The 19,376-nt window shown below is 59.3% G+C and carries 16 protein-coding genes and 1 rRNA gene; 11 read left to right on the forward strand and 6 right to left on the reverse strand.

All coding sequences use genetic code 11. The features are described 5' to 3' along the window. Nucleotides 1-53: 53 nt before the first annotated feature. From ptsP to ACRQ1B_RS21650, 7 genes are all read left to right on the forward strand, one after another. Nucleotides 54-2,330 carry a phosphoenolpyruvate--protein phosphotransferase gene (gene ptsP / locus ACRQ1B_RS21620; protein ID WP_432296113.1) on the forward strand — a complete coding sequence of 759 codons (2,277 nt, stop codon included), beginning with the start codon at nt 54-56 and terminating at the stop codon, nt 2,328-2,330. A 181-nt stretch (nt 2,331-2,511) separates the two neighbouring features. Further along, on the forward strand, nt 2,512-3,594 hold the full coding sequence (prfA, locus tag ACRQ1B_RS21625; protein WP_432296114.1) for a peptide chain release factor 1: 1,083 nt from the start codon (nt 2,512-2,514) through the stop codon (nt 3,592-3,594). Between the two features lie 4 nt (nt 3,595-3,598). Next, nucleotides 3,599-4,483, forward strand: a complete 885-nt coding sequence (gene prmC, locus ACRQ1B_RS21630) for a peptide chain release factor N(5)-glutamine methyltransferase (RefSeq protein ID WP_432296116.1) — start codon at nt 3,599-3,601, stop codon at nt 4,481-4,483. Between the two features lie 341 nt (nt 4,484-4,824). Further along, on the forward strand, nt 4,825-5,757 hold the full coding sequence (locus ACRQ1B_RS21635; RefSeq protein ID WP_432296117.1) for a DUF4167 domain-containing protein: 933 nt from the start codon (nt 4,825-4,827) through the stop codon (nt 5,755-5,757). 612 nt (nt 5,758-6,369) lie between these two features. Further along, nucleotides 6,370-6,696, forward strand: a complete 327-nt coding sequence (locus ACRQ1B_RS21640; RefSeq protein WP_432296119.1) for a hypothetical protein — start codon at nt 6,370-6,372, stop codon at nt 6,694-6,696. Between the two features lie 37 nt (nt 6,697-6,733). Continuing rightward, the gene (locus tag ACRQ1B_RS21645; protein ID WP_432296120.1) at nt 6,734-7,108 is read left to right on the forward strand and encodes an EF-hand domain-containing protein; all 375 of its coding nucleotides are present in this window, start codon (nt 6,734-6,736) and stop codon (nt 7,106-7,108) included. A gap of 158 nt (nt 7,109-7,266) precedes the next feature. After that, nucleotides 7,267-7,515, forward strand: a complete 249-nt coding sequence (locus tag ACRQ1B_RS21650) for a hypothetical protein (protein WP_432296121.1) — start codon at nt 7,267-7,269, stop codon at nt 7,513-7,515. Nucleotides 7,516-7,593: 78 nt separating this feature from the next. Here the strand turns inward: ACRQ1B_RS21650 and ACRQ1B_RS21655 are convergent, their stop codons facing one another. Further along, a complete protein-coding gene (locus tag ACRQ1B_RS21655; RefSeq protein ID WP_432296122.1) occupies nt 7,594-7,887 on the reverse strand; it encodes a hypothetical protein in 294 nt (97 codons plus the stop codon). A gap of 385 nt (nt 7,888-8,272) precedes the next feature. Here ACRQ1B_RS21655 and ACRQ1B_RS21660 point away from each other — a divergent pair, with 385 nt between their 5' ends. After that, on the forward strand, nt 8,273-9,235 hold the full coding sequence (locus tag ACRQ1B_RS21660) for a class 1 fructose-bisphosphatase (protein ID WP_432296123.1): 963 nt from the start codon (nt 8,273-8,275) through the stop codon (nt 9,233-9,235). A gap of 94 nt (nt 9,236-9,329) precedes the next feature. Here the strand turns inward: ACRQ1B_RS21660 and ACRQ1B_RS21665 are convergent, their stop codons facing one another. Together ACRQ1B_RS21665 and ACRQ1B_RS21670 are read right to left on the reverse strand one after the other, a co-directional pair. Beyond that, a complete protein-coding gene (locus ACRQ1B_RS21665) occupies nt 9,330-9,533 on the reverse strand; it encodes a hypothetical protein (RefSeq protein ID WP_432296124.1) in 204 nt (67 codons plus the stop codon). Between the two features lie 135 nt (nt 9,534-9,668). Beyond that, nucleotides 9,669-11,444 carry an alpha/beta fold hydrolase gene (locus ACRQ1B_RS21670; RefSeq protein WP_432296126.1) on the reverse strand — a complete coding sequence of 592 codons (1,776 nt, stop codon included), beginning with the start codon at nt 11,442-11,444 and terminating at the stop codon, nt 9,669-9,671. 261 nt (nt 11,445-11,705) lie between these two features. On the opposite strand from ACRQ1B_RS21670, the gene clpB reads away from it, so the two are divergent. Then, the gene (gene clpB, locus ACRQ1B_RS21675; protein WP_432296127.1) at nt 11,706-14,306 is read left to right on the forward strand and encodes an ATP-dependent chaperone ClpB; all 2,601 of its coding nucleotides are present in this window, start codon (nt 11,706-11,708) and stop codon (nt 14,304-14,306) included. A gap of 39 nt (nt 14,307-14,345) precedes the next feature. Beyond that, nucleotides 14,346-15,410 (forward strand): tetratricopeptide repeat protein, encoded by a 1,065-nt coding sequence (locus ACRQ1B_RS21680; protein ID WP_432296129.1) that lies wholly within the window; start codon nt 14,346-14,348, stop codon nt 15,408-15,410. Nucleotides 15,411-15,458: 48 nt separating this feature from the next. On the opposite strand, the gene ACRQ1B_RS21685 is transcribed toward ACRQ1B_RS21680, so the two are convergent. The 3 genes from ACRQ1B_RS21685 to ACRQ1B_RS21695 form a co-directional block, all read right to left on the reverse strand. Next, entirely contained in the window at nt 15,459-16,076 is a 618-nt protein-coding gene (locus ACRQ1B_RS21685) for a pyridoxamine 5'-phosphate oxidase family protein (protein WP_432296130.1), read from the reverse strand. A 79-nt stretch (nt 16,077-16,155) separates the two neighbouring features. Then, the gene (locus ACRQ1B_RS21690; RefSeq protein ID WP_432296131.1) at nt 16,156-16,440 is read right to left on the reverse strand and encodes a hypothetical protein; all 285 of its coding nucleotides are present in this window, start codon (nt 16,438-16,440) and stop codon (nt 16,156-16,158) included. Nucleotides 16,441-16,457: 17 nt separating this feature from the next. Continuing rightward, nucleotides 16,458-18,407, reverse strand: a complete 1,950-nt coding sequence (locus tag ACRQ1B_RS21695) for a M23 family metallopeptidase (protein WP_432296133.1) — start codon at nt 18,405-18,407, stop codon at nt 16,458-16,460. 891 nt (nt 18,408-19,298) lie between these two features. Here ACRQ1B_RS21695 and ACRQ1B_RS21700 point away from each other — a divergent pair. Beyond that, nucleotides 19,299-19,376: ribosomal RNA gene (locus ACRQ1B_RS21700) — 16S ribosomal RNA — on the forward strand; the annotation flags it as partial.

Genomic DNA, 19,376 nt, shown 5'->3' on the forward strand with positions numbered 1-19,376 from the left:
CATTTGAGGCGCGGCCGCTTCCGGGGGTGGGGTACCTGTTTTCGGGAGCAAGCATGCCGACGCGAGATCTATCGGCAGGTCCGCGGGTTCTGTTGAAGCGCCTGCGTGAGTTGATGGCGGAACCGCTCGAGCCACAGGATCGGCTCGATCGTATCGTGCGCCAGATTGCCAGCAATGTGGTGGCGGAAGTGTGTTCCGTCTATGTCCTGCGCTCCGATGGTGTGCTGGAGCTTTACGCGACCGAAGGCCTCAACAAGGATGCCGTCCACCTTGCCCAGCTGAAAATGGGCCAGGGTCTGGTCGGCACGATTGCCGCTTCGGCGCAGCCTCTCAATCTCTCCGATGCCCAGTCGCATCCGGCTTTCCGTTATCTGCCGGAAACCGGTGAAGAGATCTACCATTCCTTCCTCGGCGTTCCTATCTTGCGGGCCGGCCGTACTTTGGGCGTTCTCGTCGTCCAGAACAAGGCACAGCGCAATTACCGTGAAGACGAAACGGAAGCGCTCGAGACGACTGCAATGGTAATCGCCGAGATGATCGCGACCGGAGAACTGAAAAAGATAACAGCCCCCGGTCTCGAACTCGATCTGACCCGTGCGGTGTCGATCGATGGTGACGGCTATAACGAGGGCATCGGGCTCGGCCACGTGGTTCTGCATGAGCCGCGCATCGTCGTGACCAATCTTCTCAACGAGGATGCCGACAAGGAAATCGAGCGCCTTGTGCATGCACTCGGTTCGCTGCGTATCTCCATCGACGACATGTTGCAGCGCCGTGATGTGAGCCAGGAAGGCGAACACCGCGAGGTTCTGGAAGCGTTTCGCATGTTCGCCCACGATCAGGGCTGGGTGCGGCGCATGGAAGAGGCGATCCGCAACGGCCTGACGGCGGAGGCGGCTGTCGAAAAGGTGCAGAGCGACACCAAGGCGCGCATGATGCGCCTGACCGATCCTTACCTGCGCGAACGCATGCATGATTTCGACGATCTCGCCAACCGGCTGCTGCGGCAGTTGACCGGCTTTGCCGGGCGCGATTTCGAAAACGGTTTCCCGAACGATGCGATCGTTCTGGCGCGCGCCATGGGCGCTGCCGAACTGCTCGATTATCCGCGCCAGAGCCTGCGCGGTCTTGTGCTGGAAGATGGTGCGGTGACGAGCCATGTGGTGATCGTTGCGCGTGCGATGGGCATTCCGGTGGTCGGGCAGGCGGCGGGCATCGTGGCGCTGGCCGAAAACGGCGATGCCGTGATCATCGACGGCGACGACGGCCAGGTGCATCTGCGCCCGATGATCGACATGCAGAACGCCTATGCGGAAAAGGTGAAACTGCGCGCTAAAAGGCAGGAACAGTTCAGGGCCTTGCGGTCGGTCGATCCGGTGACCAGGGATGGGCAGCGCATCGGCCTGCAGATGAATGCCGGCCTGATGGTGGATTTGCCGCAGCTTGCCGAATCCGGCGCCGAAGGCATCGGCCTGTTCCGCACCGAATTGCAGTTCATGATCGCCTCCAACATGCCGAAGCTGGAGGAGCAGGAGGCCTTTTACCGCGCCGTGCTGAAACAGTCGGTGGGGCGTCCGGTGACGTTCCGCACGCTCGATATCGGCGGCGACAAGGTCGTGCCGTATTTTCGCGCCCATGACGAGGAGAATCCGGCGCTGGGCTGGCGGGCGATCCGCCTGTCGCTCGACCGGCCGGGCCTGTTGCGCACGCAGCTGCGTGCCCTGTTGCGGGCTTCCGCCGGTTCCGAGTTGAAGATGATGGTGCCGATGGTGACGGAGGTTTCCGAAATCCATGCGGTGCGCGAACTTCTGCTCAAGGAAGTCCAGCATCTTTCCAAGCATGGCCATGCTTTGCCGAAGAAGTTGCAGTTCGGGGCGATGCTGGAAGTGCCGTCGCTGATGTGGCAGATCGACGAACTGATGGCGGCGGTCGATTTCGTTTCGGTCGGTTCCAACGATCTGTTCCAGTACACGATGGCGGTGGATCGGGGGAACACACGGGTGTCGGATCGTTTCGACAATCTCGGCAAACCCTTCCTGCGTGTGCTGCGCGATATCGTGCGGGCAGGGGAGCGCAACAACACACCGGTGACGCTGTGCGGCGAGATGGCGGGACGGCCGCTGTCTGCCATGGCGCTGATCGGGCTCGGTTTCCGCTCCGTTTCCATGTCGCCGACGGCGATCGGTCCGGTCAAGGCGATGCTTCTGGGGTTGGATGCCGGCAAGCTGGCCGATGCGCTGAACGCGGCCCTTGACGACCGTTCGTTGTCGGGCGAAACGACGCGCGAGATCCTGCTGCGCTTTGCGGCGGAGCATAACATTCCGGTCTGATCCAAGCTTCAGCCTTGAATGGTGGTCTTTGGTCGGGCTAAACGCTCTCCATCGTCATCCTCGGGCTTGACCCGAGGATCTGCTGTCCTCTCCGAAGTGGTTAGATCCTCGGGTCAAGCCCGAGGATGACGACAGAGGAAATGGCGCCCAAGAGTAAGCCGGCATATCTGGAGTTTTCTAATTGGCAAAACTGCCTGTCGAAAAGATGCGCGAACTGGAGCGTCGGTTCGCCGAGATCGAGGCACGCATGTCGGAAGGCCCGGCGGCCGACGTCTATGTGAAGCTGGCATCGGAATATTCCGAGTTGCAGCCGGTGGTGCGCAAGATCCGCGAATATGAAAAGGCCGTTTCGGAAGAGGCGGACCTGCGCGCGCTGCTGTCCGACAAGGCCACGGATCGCGAGATGCGCGAGCTGGCCGAAATGGAACTGCCGGAAGCGGAAGAGCGGGTCGAGGCGCTGGAAAAGGAGATGCAGATCCTGCTTCTCCCCAAGGATGCTGCCGACGAGCGCAGCGCCATCCTCGAAATCCGCGCCGGCACCGGCGGCAACGAAGCGGCACTTTTTGCCGGCGACCTTTTTCGCATGTATGACCGTTATGCCTCGACACATGGCTGGAAGGTGGAAGTGCTGTCCGCCAGCGAAGGCGAAGCCGGTGGTTACAAGGAAATCATCGCCAACGTGACCGGACGCGGCGTGTTTTCCAAGCTGAAGTTCGAAAGCGGCGTGCACCGTGTGCAGCGTGTGCCCGATACCGAAACGCAAGGGCGCATCCACACATCCGCCGCGACCGTTGCGGTGATGCCGGAAGCCGAAGAGATCGATATCGAGATCAAGGCCGAAGACATCCGCATCGACACGATGCGCGCTTCGGGTGCCGGTGGCCAGCACGTCAACACCACCGATTCGGCGGTGCGCGTCACCCACCTGCCGACCGGCATCATCGTCGTCAGTGCCGAAAAATCGCAGCACCAGAACCGCGCCAAGGCGATGCAGGTTCTGCGCACGCGGCTTTACGACATGGAGCGCCAGAAGGCTGACAATGAACGCTCCGCGGATCGCAAGAGCCAGGTCGGTTCGGGTGATCGTTCCGAGCGTATCCGTACCTACAACTTTCCGCAGGGGCGGGTGACCGATCACCGTATCAACCTGACGCTCTACAAGCTCGACCGGATGATCGAAGGCGAAATCGACGAAATGGTCGATGCGCTGATTTCCGATTATCAGGCCGGACAGCTGGCGCAACTGGGCGAGCGGCAAGGGTAACGTCATGAAGAACCTTGCCGAGGCGGTGATGACCGCCAAGCGCCGGTTTGCCGAGGCTGGTCTTGCCGATGCGGCGTTTGAAGCGCGGTATCTGATCGGCGGATTGCTGGGGCTTTCGAATACGGACGTCTTTACCGGTGGCGAACGGCTTTTGACCCTGGCCGAGACGGCGACGATCTCAGATGCGATCGAAAGGCGGCTGCGGCATGAGCCGGTTCACCGCATTATCGGTGCCCGCGATTTTCACGGGCTGACGCTCAAACTTTCGAAGGAAACGCTGGAGCCGCGACCGGATACGGAAACGCTGGTGGAAGCGCTGTTGCCGCATGCGCAGGCGATTGCGGCGGCGAAAGGCGTTGTTCGGCTGCTCGACATGGGCACCGGGACCGGTGCGATCGCACTGGCCCTGGCGAAGGCCGTGCCGCAATTATCGGCTGTCGGCAGCGATATTTCGCGCGATGCCCTTGATACGGCTGCCGCCAATGCCCACCTGAATGGTATCGCGGACCGGTTTTCGACAAGGGAAAGCCGCTGGTTCGACAAGATTGAGGGATGTTTCGACATAATCGTGTCAAATCCTCCCTATATACGATCAGATGTTATCCCCGAGCTTCAACCGGATGTCCGAAATTTCGACCCGCTTGTTGCATTGGATGGTGGCCCGGATGGGCTCGACGCTTATCGTGACATAGCAGACGGTGCCCGAAGGTTTCTTGAACCGGGTGGGGTGATCGGTCTGGAAATCGGCTTCGACCAGAAGGAAACGGTCGCGGCAATCTTTGAACAACGGGGTTTTACACTGATCGATGCCGTGCGTGACTACGGCGGAAACGATCGTGTTCTGGTGTTTCGTGACATTGCGCAAGACCAGACCCAAGCAACAGCATGACAGCCAAATAACAAAGCTTGTGCGAGACTTTAGGACGTTTTGCACAAGCGAAAGAAAAGGCTTGGAATTCCGCTTGAAGCGGGCTAGGTTCGGATCACGCATTGGGCGGCTGGGAATGAACGGTTAACGTTCAAAGACTGATCAACCGGAGTTCGGCTCTTTTTTCGGGAGCTTCGAGGGTTGAGCTTTTCCCGGTGCGTGATCAGACAAACCGACCTTCACGAGCAGCAGAGCGACGATGATGTCTGCATGCCGCCAGTGAAGCCTTGGTCCGGCGCGTGGCCGGCACGGCCAGCGTGGCCCTTTTATCAGCAAAACTAGAGAATTCAGGTGAAAGATCGATGAGGCCAGGACAACAGCAGAATAAGCGTGGTCGAGGGCGCGGTAACAACAACAATGGCGGCGGCGGTGGTGGTGGTAACAACTTCAACCGCAAGGGCCAGAACCCCCTGACCCGGACTTATGACAGCTCCGGTCCCGACGTGAAGATCCGTGGCACTGCGCAGCATATTGCCGAAAAATATTCGACGCTCGGCCGTGATGCCATGAGCTCCGGCGACCGGGTCATTGCAGAAAACTACCTACAGCACGCCGAACATTACAACCGCATCATTGCCGCCGCACAGGCGCAGATGCAGGAACGTTTCCAGCATCAGGATCGCCAGGACTTCAATGGCCAGGACGATCGTGACGGCGACGATATCGACGGCAACGATTACGACGATGCGACGGGCGCACAGCCGGTCATGGACCAGCAGCCGCGTGAAAATCGCGAGCAGAACCAGAATCGTGACCGCAATCGCGACGACCGGGGCAACCGGGGTGACCGCCAGGAACGCGGCAATCGCGATGATCGTGGCAATCGTGAAAACCGTGGCGAGCGTCAGGACCGTGACAATCGCGGCAACCGCCAGGAGCGCAGCAACGAAGTTGTGGCCGAAGCCAAGGCTGATGTCGCTGCAGAAGGTGTTGCGCCGGAAGCCGCTGCCGAAGTGGACGACCAGCCGCGCATCGAAACCCGCGAGCGTCGTCCGCGCCGCGAGCCGCGTGAGCCGCGCGAGCCGGCCGCCGCAGCCGTTGACGATGGCACCGGCCCGCAGCCGGTGATCGAAGGCGTGCCGGCCGAAGTGGCCGCCGAAGAGGCCGAAGCGACAGCGGCTCCGCGCCGCCGCGCCGCAGCCCGCCCGCGCCGCCAGCCACGCAAGGCTGCTGACGCTGCCGAAGGTGCTGACGGCGACGCCAAGCCGGAAATGGCAGAGGTTGCCGGCGAATAAGTTTTTCGCCGATATGAGATGAAAAAGGGCCGTTCCGCGAGGGGCGGCCTTTTTTCGTTTGCGGGAAATCATACGACCGAACCGCTGATGCGATCAGCCGGCACTGCTCAGCCGGCTGCAATTCAGTCAGAAGGGCAGGTGTCTCTCTGCCGGAAACAGCGGTCATTGGCGTGCATGCATCTCTCGCATGCGGGCGCCAATCGCCACCGCTCCCGAGGAACCTGCTCCATTTTACAATGAACCGCTCCGACCCGTTGGCTGGTGCCGCATTCATTCGGATGGGATTGCGCCGACAATGGTCGTGCAGCCGCGGTGGTGTCTGGTCCGAAGTCGCGATGCGATAATCGCCTGGCGGTGTCGATAAGACTGCGGACGCATTCCTCACCTCGAGCATCCCCCCGGGGCGGTTGCGCGGGACCTCGATCCGTGGCCTGACATGTTCCATGGGCTGCAAGCTATCGGCAAGATCTCCGTCAGGTTGTTCGCCATGCCGTCGACGGTTGCCTGATCGCACAACCCCCAAAAATTCTCGGACGTAATGTTCTCGCAACGTCAGGTGCCGAGTCTGGTGTGGCGTCGAGGCCGATGGCTCACGTTGCACAGGAGAACGATATGACAAAACTCAGGACATCACTTGGCACGCCTGCCCTTGCCATTGCGCTGGCTTTCGCGGCCATGACGCCCGGCGTCGCGCAGGCTGGAAAGAAGGAACGGGCCATCGCGCTTGGGGTCGGGATCGGCATGCTCGGAGGTGCGCTCGCTTCCAAGGGCGATCCGCGCGCCATCCTCGGCGGGGCCGTTGCCGGCGGCCTGATCGGCAGCGTGGCTGAGAAGGACCGTCGAGACCGCCGAGAGGACCGTCGGTCCTGGCGTGACGAGCGGCGTTGGGACGAGCGGCGCGGGGAGGGCCGGCGGCCGGTTTATCGCGACTGGCGCTGATCATCCCCGGACAATCTCAAAGACAAGGAAAAAGACCATGAACAAGACATTCGCGGCAGCACTGGCTGTCATGACCATTGCCGGCCTGCCTGCTCTTGCCCAGGAAAAGCCGGCGGACAAGGAAATGATCGACAAGGCTTTCGATGGCATGGACACGAACAAGGACGGCAAGATCGACCGTGCCGAACTCGGTGTCTACATGCAGGCGATCGTGGACAAGCAGCGAGAGGAATTCGATGCCGGGTTCGTTGAGGTCGACGTCAACAAGGATGGCAAGATCGATCGCGAGGAAGCCAAGGCGAATACGATCCTGGAGACCTATTTCGACCCCCTCGACACCGACAAGGACGGTTTCCTTTCGAAGGCGGAGATGGACCACGCATTGGCTGAAGCTGCCAAATTGAAGAACTGACATCCGGCGGCATCGACCGGTCCGTTGAGCTTACGGATTTTTCCGTGGCGAGCCTGCGGCGCGTCTTGCACGCGCTGAAGCTCAATCCCACCGGATGAACCGCTTCAAAAGAAGGAAGGTCAAACATGACGATAGGCAATCTTGCGCCCAAAAACCTCATGTCGATCAGCGGCGGAGTGCTGCTGGCCCTGACGCTCGGCGGTTGCTCGACGGCCGGGGCAGACGATCATGGTGACAGACGGTGGTGTTCGGGATCTGGAGATTATGACAGATGCATGTACACGCAGCAGCACCGCCGCGATCGCGAGCAACGCATCAATCAGGAAAAGGCTTTGATCAATGCGGAACAGGCGCGTGAAAATCTTCGGATGCTGAGGGAAATCAGACGGAAACGCGGAGAATACTGATTTCTCGCGTGCTTTCGTGAACTGTCGGCAGGGAGTGCATTCCTGCCGACAGTTTTTTAGGCGCGCCGGCCAGCCGGTTCAACCTCGCGGCTCATGCCTTGCGGCGCGTTCATCCAGCGCCGCGACGGCGGCCTGCAGAAACGCGCTCTGGCGGCCATCGGCAGAGCTATTTGTCCCCGGCTGCAGGTCATCCCGGATTTTTGTCATGAATCCCAGGTGGTCGAACGTATCCGATGCGATATTGATCTCCACCTCGTCCAGATAGTGGGCCAGAAGCGGCTCCAGGGCGAGGTTTTTATCCTTTTCATATCTCAGTGCCATCTCGCGAGCGAGTTTGACCATTTGCACGTGTGGGCCAAGTTTGGCACTCATCAATATCTCCATCTGTGTTGTCGTCGCATCCGGCTGGCAGCAAAGGGGAACGGCCAGCGAGCCCTTTTGTTTCTAGGGTCGTGCCGATCAAGGGCAAGTCTTCCGCGTTCACGGATGGCATTTGACCGATAACGGTTACGACAACGATGTCGCTGCTGCCACGATGGTTTCTCCGGCAATCCTCGGTTGGCCACCGACATCCGCCACGAGACAAGCCGCTGCCCTCACGCGTGCAAGCCGCAGCGCTTCGGTAAAATCCTGCGTTCTCCCATTTCCGTCATATTGCAGTGCGCTATGTGATTTACCGAGTAACGATCGATATTTACCGCGATGCGCAATTTCATTACGCTGTTGCACAACCCAATCTGTTCAGGAGACGCTGCCGATGACGACGTTCGAAACCTATCTCGAAGGCCAGAAGGAAGCGGGGCTCGGCGACGATCTGATTGCCGTGCTGCGCGAGATCGCGGAGGCCACGCGAAAGATTTCGGACACGCTGAAAACCTCATCGCTGGAAGGGTTGACCGGCGCGACCGAAGAAACCAACGTTCAGGGCGAAACACAAAAGCCGCTCGACATTCTGTCCAACGACATCCTGCTGGAGGCCTGCCGCGCGCTGCCTTCTGTTTCCTTTGCCGTGTCAGAAGAACTTGATGCGGAAGTGGCGATTCATGCGAATGGAACATATGCGGTCATCTTCGATCCGCTCGACGGCTCTTCCAATCTCGACGTGAACGTGACTGTCGGCACGATCTTTTCGGTCATCGAGGCAAAGACCGCCGCCGATATCCTGAAGAGTGGCCGTCATCAGCTGATCGCCGGTTATGCGGCTTACGGCCCGCAGACGACGCTGGTTCTAACAACCGGCAAGGGAGTGCAGATCTTCACCCTCAATGCCGAGGGCACTTATGTCTTGACCACGGCCGATGCCAAAATCGTGCCGGAAGCGAAGGAATTCGCCATCAATGCCGCCCGCCGCGCCTCCTGGGATGATGTGGTTGCCGCCTATATCGAGGAGGCGATCGACACCGGCCACAACATGCGCTGGGTTGGTTCGATGGTTGCCGATACGCATCGCATCTTTAACCGCGGCGGTGTGTTTCTGTATCCGGCAGACCGCAACAAGCCGGCATCCGGCGGCCGTCTGCGTTTGCTTTACGAGGCAAATCCGATCGGTCTTCTGGTGGAAGCAGCAGGCGGCGAGGCGATCATCGGTGATGCCAAAATCCTCGACATCGAGCCCACTGGCCTGCATCAGCGTGTGCCGGTGATTTTTGGCTCCAAGGCAGAAGTGGACAAGCTCGCCGCAGGTTATGCTGCGCGAGTGCTGGAAGCGGCTGCGGAATAGGATTTTTTAAGGGGGAGGAGGCGTTATGCCGACTTCCATATGCCTTGCGAAAACGCAGTGCCCGGGCGGAGGAGATTCCGTCCGGGCATAAATATCAGAACAGCGTCGAGTGACTTTCGCATTCGTCGCGCGCTTCATCGAATTCATCGACATGGGCCTGAGCAAAGGCCTGGAATTCAGGATCGCTGATGTGTTCGACGCCTTGCGGCAGGCCGTGGTCGTGGATCAGGGTCTTGAAGATATCGATAAGCTGGGTGGTCTTGTCTTCCGACATGGTCGTTACCTCTTGATGATACATGTGACGTTCACCCCCGGCACCACGCGGACATGATGTCGAACCTCACATTTGTCATGTGGGAACGGAAATGCTGCGACAAAATGGCATTCACGGTTTTCTGAATAGGCGCTCACGAAACCGCGACCGGGCTGGATCTCACCGCGCCACGGATGCCGCAAGCTCCACGATCGCCTGCAGATAGGCCGCGCGGGCGTGGGCGTGCTGGAATGTGTGCGATGTGCCCGGGATGGTTTTTGTGGTGATGGTCGGGTAGCGGTTTTTACCTTCACCAAAGAAATGCGCGTGTTCTTCCAGTCCGATATCACCGGGGCTGTAGAGGATGGTGACCGGAATCTTGCGGCGCTGCAGGTTGTCGAAGGCGGCATAGACGGCGCGTTCGCGGGCGGACACGCCGCCGATCGCCTTGGAGAGCGGCCGCATGGCGTGCTGTTTCAGCCGCGAGCCGATGGCTTTGCCCTTGCTGGCCAGATTGATTTCGCCGCGAAGGGCCTTTTTCAGTGTGGCGATATCGAGAAACCGGCTGCCGTAATGTTTCAGGGTCTGGGTCTGGTTGGTCAGCGCCGAGACGATCGGGCGATTTTCCGGCCAGATGAACATTTCCGGATTGATGCCGACCATGCCGGTGACGCGCGGATCCCGTACCGAGATCTGGAAGGCGAGATAGGCGCCGGTGCAGCGGCCGGCGACGATGACGGGGGCATCGTTGCGGGCGGCCATGAAGGCGATCGCTTCCATGGCATCGACCACCTGGATCTCACCGTAGAGGACATGCCCTTCATGGCCGGGCAGGGCAGGGCTGTCTGCGACATTGGAGCAATCGAACCGCAGCGACGAAATACCGGCGCGAGCCAGATCACGCGCGAGGCGGGCGGAATAACTGCCCCAGCCGGACAGGCGCTCGTAACCGGCGGCGAGCAGCAGCACCTGTGCATTCCGGTGGCTTGTGGCCTCGATTGGCTCGCTGATGATGCCGAACAGCCGGTCGTTGCGGCCGAAGCGCAGCGGGGTTTCGCGATAACCGTCGCCGCTGTGAGAGGTGGATTGGCGGGCCGGAGAAGGCGTGGCGACAGCCGGCTCGACTATGTCGACAGGTTCGCCGGCCAGTGCCTTGACCCAGTCGACGGCCTGTTCGGTCACGGTTTCGGGTACTTCGGCGAGGAGCGGGTTTACCGTCAGCCGGTCATACCCCTCAAAGACTTTGGTGGTGACGGTGGCGCCGAGTGTTTGCAGATGGTCGGCAAGCTGTGCATCGGCCGGACGCTCCGGCCGGGTGAAAACGAGGATTTCCGCGGCGGGCAGCGTTTCGAGTTTCAGGAGATCGATGGTGCGCAGGCCTGCCGCGACCATGGGCGGCAATGACACCTGGGCGATCGCCTCGGCATCGGTCTCCGGCCGCAGAAGCAGCTTTTCAGCCGCAACGGCGAGGAAGGCGGAAAGTTCGCGCACATGCAGGCGACCGGACACGACCGGGGCCATCAGCACCATCGCCACGAGGTCAGGCATGGCGGCGGCGGCAAGGGTTGCGATCGGGGCGCCGATACCCTGTGCGACGATGACGATGCGGCGGATGCCTGTGCGGCTTTTCAAATGTAAGGCGGCAGCGCTCAGCGTGTTTACCCAGCTGTCGAGATCGGCTTCGCCGGCAGTCAGCGCGTCACCGGTGCCGGGATAATCGACACGCAGGCTGGCAATGCCCTGATCGGCGAAACGTTCGGCCAGAATGCGGAAGAAACGGTGACTGCAGAGGTCCTCGACGCCGAAGGAGCCGGCAAACAGCACGGCGATATCTCGGGGCTTATCGCGCGCCGGTTCAAACAGCGCGATGGTGTCTCCGAAAACCATAGGTTCGGCGGCTGGCCGTGCAAGCGACTGGTTCTGTTGGCTGGCTGCCGGCTTCAAGGTCTGCCGCATGTCTGGATGTGCCCCCACGTCCCCTGTTAAGGAACCATTCTTTCAATTTTCGGTTGCGATTTGATTAAGCGTAAGCGGGTGCGCTCTCCTCCAGACGAGATCGTCGAAATGCCTGTTTGCCCACCTTTAAAACCGCAAAAGCCGCTCCCATATTTTTGTCGAGGCCGCTGATCCGGCCTTGGGGCTTGCCGCAATCGGGAGCCCGATCCCAACCGTCGTTTCGTGCCTTTTCGGGCGAGGCGATTTCAGGAGGTAATAAGCATGAACATCGAAAAATATTCCGAACGGGTGCGCGGTTTCCTGCAGTCTGCCCAGACGCAGGCTCTCTCCGACGGCCACCAGCAGTTCGCCCCCGAACATGTGCTGAAAGTGCTGCTTGACGACGACCAGGGCATGGCGTCCGCGCTGATCGAACGCGCCGGCGGCAACGCCAAGGAAGCGAAGATCGCCAATGATGCTGCACTTGCCAAGCTGCCAAAGGTGTCCGGCGGCGACGGTCAGATCTATCTTTCGCAGCCGCTTGCGCGCGTGTTTTCTACCGCCGAGGACGCTGCCAAGAAGGCGGGTGACAGTTTTGTCACCGTCGAACGCCTGCTTCTGGCGCTTCTCATTGAAAGTTCGGCCTCGACATCTGCCAGCCTGAAGAAGGCGGGGCTGACGGCGCAGGGGCTCAATCAGGTGATCAACGAATTGCGAAAAGGCCGTACAGCCGACAGCGCCAATGCCGAACAGGGTTTTGACGCACTGAAGAAATATGCCCGCGACCTGACGGCTGACGCGCGTGACGGAAAACTCGACCCGGTGATCGGTCGTGACGACGAAATCCGCCGCACGATCCAGGTCCTGTCGCGCCGCACCAAGAACAACCCGGTCCTGATCGGTGAACCCGGCGTCGGCAAGACGGCGATTGCCGAAGGTCTGGCGCTGCGCATCGTCAATGGTGACGTGCCGGAAAGTTTGAAAGACAAGCAGTTGATGGCGCTCGACATGGGCGCGCTGATCGCCGGTGCAAAATATCGCGGCGAGTTCGAGGAGCGGCTGAAGGCTGTGCTCAACGAGGTGCAGTCTGAAAACGGCAATATCATCCTGTTTATCGATGAGATGCACACATTGGTCGGTGCCGGAAAATCCGATGGCGCCATGGACGCTTCCAACCTGCTGAAGCCCGCACTTGCGCGCGGCGAACTGCATTGCGTTGGCGCGACCACGCTTGATGAATATCGCAAGCATGTGGAAAAGGACCCGGCTCTTGCCCGTCGTTTCCAGCCCGTGATGGTGGAGGAACCGACGGTCGAGGACACGATCTCGATTTTGCGTGGCCTCAAGGAAAAATACGAGCAGCACCACAAGGTGCGCATCTCGGACTCGGCGCTTGTGGCGGCGGCAACGCTGTCGAACCGTTACATCACCGACCGGTTTTTGCCGGACAAGGCGATCGACCTGATGGACGAAGCCGCATCGCGGCTGCGCATGCAGGTGGATTCGAAGCCCGAAGAACTGGACGAACTCGACCGCCGCATCATGCAACTGAAGATCGAACGCGAGGCCTTGAAGAAGGAAACCGATACGGCTTCCGCTGATCGGTTGGCGCGTCTTGAGACCGAAGTGACTTCGCTCGAAGAACAGGCGGATGCGCTGACGGCCCGCTGGCAGGCGGAAAAGCAGAAGCTTGGCCTTGCCGCCGACCTGAAGAAAGAACTGGACGACGCCCGCAACGAGTTGGCCATTGCCCAGCGCAAGGGCGAGTTCCAGCGTGCCGGTGAACTGACCTATGGTGTCATTCCGGATCTGGAAAAGCGTCTTGTCGAGGCCGAAGCGCAGGATACCTCCGCCAATGCCATGGTGCAGGAAGTGGTCGATCCGGATGCGATCGCGCATGTGGTTTCCCGCTGGACCGGCATTCCGGTCGACAAGATGCTGGAAGGCCAGCGCGAAAAGCTGCTGCGCATGGAGGACGAACTGGCTCTGTCGGTTGTCGGCCAGGGTGATGCAGTTCAGGCCGTGTCGCGTGCGGTGCGCCGTTCGCGTGCCGGCCTGCAGGATCCAAACCGGCCGATCGGCTCGTTCATCTTTTTGGGTCCGACCGGCGTCGGCAAGACCGAGCTGACCAAATCGCTGGCGCGTTTCCTGTTCGACGACGAGACCGCGATGGTGCGGCTCGACATGTCGGAATATATGGAAAAGCACTCCGTCTCGCGGCTGATCGGCGCCCCTCCGGGCTATGTCGGTTATGATGAAGGCGGTGCGCTGACCGAGGCGGTAAGGCGCAAGCCTTATCAGGTCGTGCTGTTCGACGAGATCGAGAAGGCGCATCCGGATGTGTTCAACGTTCTTCTGCAGGTGCTGGATGACGGCCGCCTGACGGACGGGCAGGGCCGCACGGTCGACTTCAAGAACACCATCATCATCATGACCTCGAATCTTGGTTCGGAGTTCCTGACCCAGATGAAGGACGGCGACGACAGCGACAGCGTGCGCGAACTGGTGATGGGCGTGGTGAAAGGCCATTTCCGGCCGGAATTCCTGAACCGCGTCGATGATATCATCCTGTTCCATCGCCTGAAGCGTGATGACATGGGTGCGATCGTCGATATCCAGTTGCAGCGCCTGCTGAAACTGCTGGCCGATCGCAAGATCGAACTGGAACTGGACGATGATGCGCGCATCTGGCTGGCCAACAAGGGCTATGATCCGGTCTATGGCGCGCGTCCGTTGAAGCGGGTGATCCAGAAGTTCGTTCAGGACCCGCTGGCCGAGGACATTCTCGGCGGCAAGATCCCGGATGGATCGACCGTCAAGGTGACGTCCGGTTCGGACAGGCTGCTGTTTCGCGTCAAGGGCAGTTTGAGCGAAGCGGCGTAAGGCTTGCGCAGTGTGAGTGAATGAGATGGACCGCGCCGGGTGACTGGCGCGGTTTTTTTGTCGGCTGGCGGCATCAGGTTTGTTTGGGCCGGTAAAAAAACTATCTTACCAAGGATCTTTGTTCTTCCGTCCGAAATGCCGGGGTCAGGACATACAATCAGCTGGGAAACTGATTTTATATATGATATTAAATCATGTATTCTTGACGGACATCTAGGTATCTATATGCCAGAAGCTGCTGTGGAGTCTACGATTTCGAAGTTTTCGGATATCGAGGAGCGCCTTGAGCGCGTCGAAACCAATGTGGCGGGAAGAGATTCCATCTGGTTCAAGATTGTGCCTGTTCTCATATCTGTCCTTGCATTGATATTTTCTTTCGGGACGACATTTGTTTCTTACAAAAGAACAGTAGAGCAAGACACGCTCGCGCTGAGAGGGGAACTTCGGGTTCTTATTCAAAGGCTTGCTGCGCTTCCGAAAGAAAACCTCGAAGCTCTGAAAAAATACGCTGACGACCCGATGTCGTTCGCACTCGTCTCTGGATTTATAAACCAGGAAAATAATCTACTCTCAAAGCAGGCGGAGAACTTGCTCAATAAACTCCCTGAGAGTCAGATTTCTTCGACTGATTATTATGCCGTCTCCAATGCTCTCGGCATCGCTCGAAATTATGATTCGGCCACCAAATTTCTCTATAAATCCCTTGAAGTGGCAAATGGCCTTGACGACGAAGTCGGCGCGTTGAGGAATCTGGCGGGCCTCATGTTCGTAACCGGCAGAATAGGCGATGGCCGAGCGACCTTTCAAAGAGCGCTCGACGTATTCGGTAAATATAAAGGCTTCGATCCTTTCACGATCGCTTCAACCAATATTTTTACCGAAATCTCATGGGCAATGGCGGAGGCGAGTACCAATTCCTTCGATCTGGCTAGCCAGCATCTGGCCAGGGCCGATCAGATTGGCGCAGGGCTTCCTGCCGGACCGAACTCCCAGATTGTCAAATCCCAAATCATCCAGGCGCGCAGCCAGATTCTTTCCGGAGCTAGCGCGTTACCGCTTGCAGGTGCTCCGGCGGTGCTTCCGGCTCAAGGTCAGAAACCATGAAATTTACGGCGGAAGTATTGGCTGCGTAAAAGTTCTTGGAAAAGTTACTCACACCGACAACCTCTCCACCTCCCGCTCCAGCTCGGCAATCCGCCTGTCCTTCGCCGACAGCGCTTCCACCACCGCCGCCGCCTCGAACATCTGCGGAATATGCTGCGGACAGTTGACGTCCCAGGCGCTGACGGAGATCAGGATTGCCTGTTCGATGCGCGCGGCATAGTCGCTCGGCCTCAGTGTCGCGATCAGCTCGGCATCGTCTTCGATCACTCTGGCTGTGCCCCAGATCTTGATACGCCGCTGGTGGGCATAATCCATCAGGAACAGCTGTACCCGCGGGTTTTCCGTCAGGTTGCCTTGGGTGACATATTGCCGGTTGCCGGCAAAATCCGCGAAACCGAGCGTTCGTTCATCGAGCACGTTCAAAAAGCCCGGTGGACCGCCGCGATGCTGGATATAGGGCTGCCCTTCAGCACTTGCCGTTGCGAGATAAAAGCTCACCCGGCTTTCGATATACAGTTTCAGGTTTTCCGGGATTATTGTCTGCCAGGACCCGCCTTCCTCCATGTGCGCATAGGCGCGCCGCGAGCCCTTTCGCGCCTGGATGGCCTTCACCGCCGGGGTGAAGGCGACATCGCTGGAATAATATTCGGCGTTAGCATCGTTCATGTCATCAATCCCCACGCATAGGTGCCTGACAGGATTATGCTAAACTGTCGGATTTTTGAAAAGCCTGCCTGCCGGCCATTCACATTTCGGCGTCATGCACCGGCTTGCCGAGCGCCATTGTCAGGCGGGCACATATCGTCGTCATCCACGCGGTCCACACGTCCGAGTCCATATCGCCCACGAACAACAGTCCGCTCGGTTCAGACGATACGCTGATCCAGCGAGCGTCGTTTTCTGTGCCGTACCAGCATGGGTGTTTGGCGCCTTCAATCCAGCCGTCCATGCCGCGATAAATGTCCGCGACCTTGCGCCAATCTTCGGCCGAGAGATAAGGGTCGATATTGAGCGTGATGGACTGGTGCATTGGTGCAGCCGGTGAGACTATCGGCTGGCAACCTGATCGGCCGGCTGGCCGTTCGGCCCCAGCAGGGTGTCGATGCGCTTGCGCTCCTGCTCGAAACGGGCAAGTGCCTTGCCGTCCAGCGATTTTCCGCCGGGCAGTCGCACTTTCAGCGGATCCACCTTGGCGCCGTTGACGATCAATTCGTAATGCAGGTGCGCGCCGGTCGACTGGCCGGTGGTGCCGACATAACCGATCACCTGACCCTGCGTCACCCGCGCGCCTTCGCGCACGCCCTTGGCGATGGCGCTCTGGTGGTTGTAGGAGGAGACATAGCCATTGCCGTGGCGGATCATTGTCTGGTTGCCGTAGGTGCCGGCCCATCCCGCCTTTTCCACCACGCCATTGCCGGCGGCGATGATCGGCGTGCCGCGCGGTGCCGCCCAGTCGGAACCGGTATGCATGATCGAGCGCCCCAGGATCGGGTGGCGGCGCATGCCGAAGCCCGAGGTGAAACGACCGTTCGGAACCGGGTTGCGCAGCAGGAACTGTCGGATGCTCTTGCCATCCTGATCGAAATAATCGACGGAATTATCGTCGGTATTGAGGAAACGGTAGAAGCGCGTGCTGTTGTCGCCGAACTTCGCATTGACGTAAAGCAGTTCGGAATTGGCCGTGGCCTGGCCGCTCTGGTCGGCCACCGAGAAAAAGGCCTCGATCGTATCGGTCGGGCGCAACTGCGCCTGCAGATCGACATTGCTGGCCAGCAGCTTGACGAGCAGCGATGTCATCTCGGAGGTCATGCCGTAGGAAAGGGCTGCGCGAAAAATGCCGTCGTAAATGCGCGGCAGCTCGCGGCCGGCAATCATCGGCGGCGCTGAATCGTCGAAGGCGGTATCGACGGCGTCAAGTTTCATCGGCTCCTGACCCTCGATGAAGCGGCCGCGATCGTCGAGCGCGATCGTCATCTGGTGGCTGCCACGCTTGTAGATGCTGGCGCGGACGATCTGCACCATCTCGCCCTCCTGGATCAGGCCGATGCGCAACACTTCGCCCTGCGAAAGCCGGTCCGATCCGAGATAGTCGGAAAGACTGCCGGCAAGTTCGGTTGCCTGCGCCTTGGGATAACCGACGGCGGTCATGGCCGCGACGATCGTCTGGTCCTGGCGCACCGGAATGACGTCGTCGGCATAATCGCGGGTTTTCGGGGTGACCGGTTCGGGTTCCGACACGGTCATGTTTTCCTCGACCACGCGGGCGGACACGAGATTGGTGGTGTCGAGGTGGTCGTCTTCATTGTCGAAACGGCGCGGATCGACATAAGCGAGGCCGGAGACCTGGCTGTTGCCGGCTGTCAAAAGCGAGCCGTTGGTGCGCACGTTCTCTTCGACCTCGTCGAGCGACATGCCGGGTGCATAGGTATAGGACCCGCGCGTGGACGGGAAAGGGATGCTCTGCAGGCTGACATCGGTATCGACCTGCGAACCATAGATCAGGCCGGTGCGGTTGACCGGCGCATCGTCGTCGCCACCTTTTTCGCCGGTGGAGAAGATCGTCAGCGGGTTGAAGGACGGATAGTCCTCGGTCGTGACGTGATTGGCGGCCAGCTGCATCTTCACGTGCGAAAACGGCTGGCGGCGGATGATTTCCTTGGAGCCCTCATGCACGACGGTTGCCACATCCATGACCTTGCGGTCCGTCGGCATGGCAACGATGTTGGCGCCGAGCAGACGTTTGCCGCGGGTCACGCCATCACCGTCATGGGCGTCCGGGACCGAGGCATAGGCTTCGGCGGGAATGGCGAGTTGCTGGCGGCCGTCTAGGGCCGCAAACAGCGCGACGCCCATGAGGATGGAGGAGGTGATGCCGGTCAGAAACGTGCCGGACAGCCAGCGCATGGAAATCTCGCGACGGTCGGGCGCGCGCCGGCCATCCGCGAGGATAGGCGCATCGTTGCCGAGCGATCGGATCATGTTGCGGGGTGTCATCATGCCACGTCTAAACCAAATTTCCCGCCGTAACGGGCCCGTCCTGTTTTTACGCCATTCTCTATGAGGCCGCTTGGCCGCAAGATGTGCCCTTTTCGAAGCCTTGAGTCAAACCACCGGCGGCCTTTGCCGGACAAGCTGATACTGGCTTCCTGTATAAAGGGTATTTCTTCCCCTCTATAGAAGGTGAAGCCCTCTATGGAAGGTCAGTTTCTCCATAGAGGGTAAGACCCTTTATAGAGGGTGAGGATTGAGCGAAGCATGCCGGATGATCGACCCGCTCCCTGATCTATGCAGACCATCAGATTGTGATTTTGTCGGGGCAGGACGAAGGCAGGGCACAGTTTCTTAATGAATGGATGACGGTGAGGGCCAAATTGGGCGTGTGGGTTGGGAAACGATGCGGGATTTAAGCGATAAAACGCCAGATCGCAGATTATATTCTTTAAATTCAGTAACTTATTCGATTTTTGCATTTTTATGAAATTGGCCCATTGACGTTTTCGGGGGGCTCGGACTATAACCCGGTCACTGACGAGGGCGGCGGCGCTGCTGGCGACGAAGCCTCTCGTTCTAAAGAAAGCCACGACAGATTAGCGTAATGCTGGTTGGGACCGAGTTTCGGTTTGGTCCTCGAATTTGTGTCTTTGGGTTTTTGTGACGGCGGTGTTTTGGCATTTGTCGTCTGTTCTTTGACAATTGAATATGAGAAGAAAGAGAAACGTGGTCGGCGGTCTCGCGGATTGAAAATCGCAAGATTTTCAATCGTTGGAAGACGAAAATGACGGTCACGTTTTGATTACGAGAACCATGGAAATTGGCGCTGTGAAGCGCCGAGTGTACAGAAGAGTTCTCGTCGATTCAGAACAAAGTGATCAGTCATGATTGAATTCTCAACTTGAGAGTTTGATCCTGGCTCAGAACGAACGCTGGCGGCAGGCTTAACACATGCAAGTCGAGCGCCCCGCAAGG

The organism is Endobacterium panacihumi, assembly GCF_050847465.1.
Lineage (GTDB): Bacteria > Pseudomonadota > Alphaproteobacteria > Rhizobiales > Rhizobiaceae > Neorhizobium > Neorhizobium panacihumi.

Coding starts and splice junctions, on each gene's coding strand:
- clpB (WP_432296127.1), top strand. CDS start 11,706: ATGAACATCGAAAAATATTCCGAACGGGTGCGCGGTTTCCTGCAGTCT.
- ACRQ1B_RS21640 (WP_432296119.1), top strand. CDS start 6,370: ATGACAAAACTCAGGACATCACTTGGCACGCCTGCCCTTGCCATTGCG.
- ACRQ1B_RS21695 (WP_432296133.1), bottom strand. CDS start 18,407: ATGATGACACCCCGCAACATGATCCGATCGCTCGGCAACGATGCGCCT.
- ACRQ1B_RS21660 (WP_432296123.1), top strand. CDS start 8,273: ATGACGACGTTCGAAACCTATCTCGAAGGCCAGAAGGAAGCGGGGCTC.
- ACRQ1B_RS21685 (WP_432296130.1), bottom strand. CDS start 16,076: ATGAACGATGCTAACGCCGAATATTATTCCAGCGATGTCGCCTTCACC.
- ACRQ1B_RS21635 (WP_432296117.1), top strand. CDS start 4,825: ATGAGGCCAGGACAACAGCAGAATAAGCGTGGTCGAGGGCGCGGTAAC.
- prmC (WP_432296116.1), top strand. CDS start 3,599: ATGAAGAACCTTGCCGAGGCGGTGATGACCGCCAAGCGCCGGTTTGCC.
- ACRQ1B_RS21665 (WP_432296124.1), bottom strand. CDS start 9,533: ATGTATCATCAAGAGGTAACGACCATGTCGGAAGACAAGACCACCCAG.
- ACRQ1B_RS21650 (WP_432296121.1), top strand. CDS start 7,267: ATGTCGATCAGCGGCGGAGTGCTGCTGGCCCTGACGCTCGGCGGTTGC.
- ACRQ1B_RS21655 (WP_432296122.1), bottom strand. CDS start 7,887: ATGAGTGCCAAACTTGGCCCACACGTGCAAATGGTCAAACTCGCTCGC.
- ptsP (WP_432296113.1), top strand. CDS start 54: ATGCCGACGCGAGATCTATCGGCAGGTCCGCGGGTTCTGTTGAAGCGC.
- ACRQ1B_RS21690 (WP_432296131.1), bottom strand. CDS start 16,440: ATGCACCAGTCCATCACGCTCAATATCGACCCTTATCTCTCGGCCGAA.
- ACRQ1B_RS21670 (WP_432296126.1), bottom strand. CDS start 11,444: ATGCGGCAGACCTTGAAGCCGGCAGCCAGCCAACAGAACCAGTCGCTT.
- ACRQ1B_RS21645 (WP_432296120.1), top strand. CDS start 6,734: ATGAACAAGACATTCGCGGCAGCACTGGCTGTCATGACCATTGCCGGC.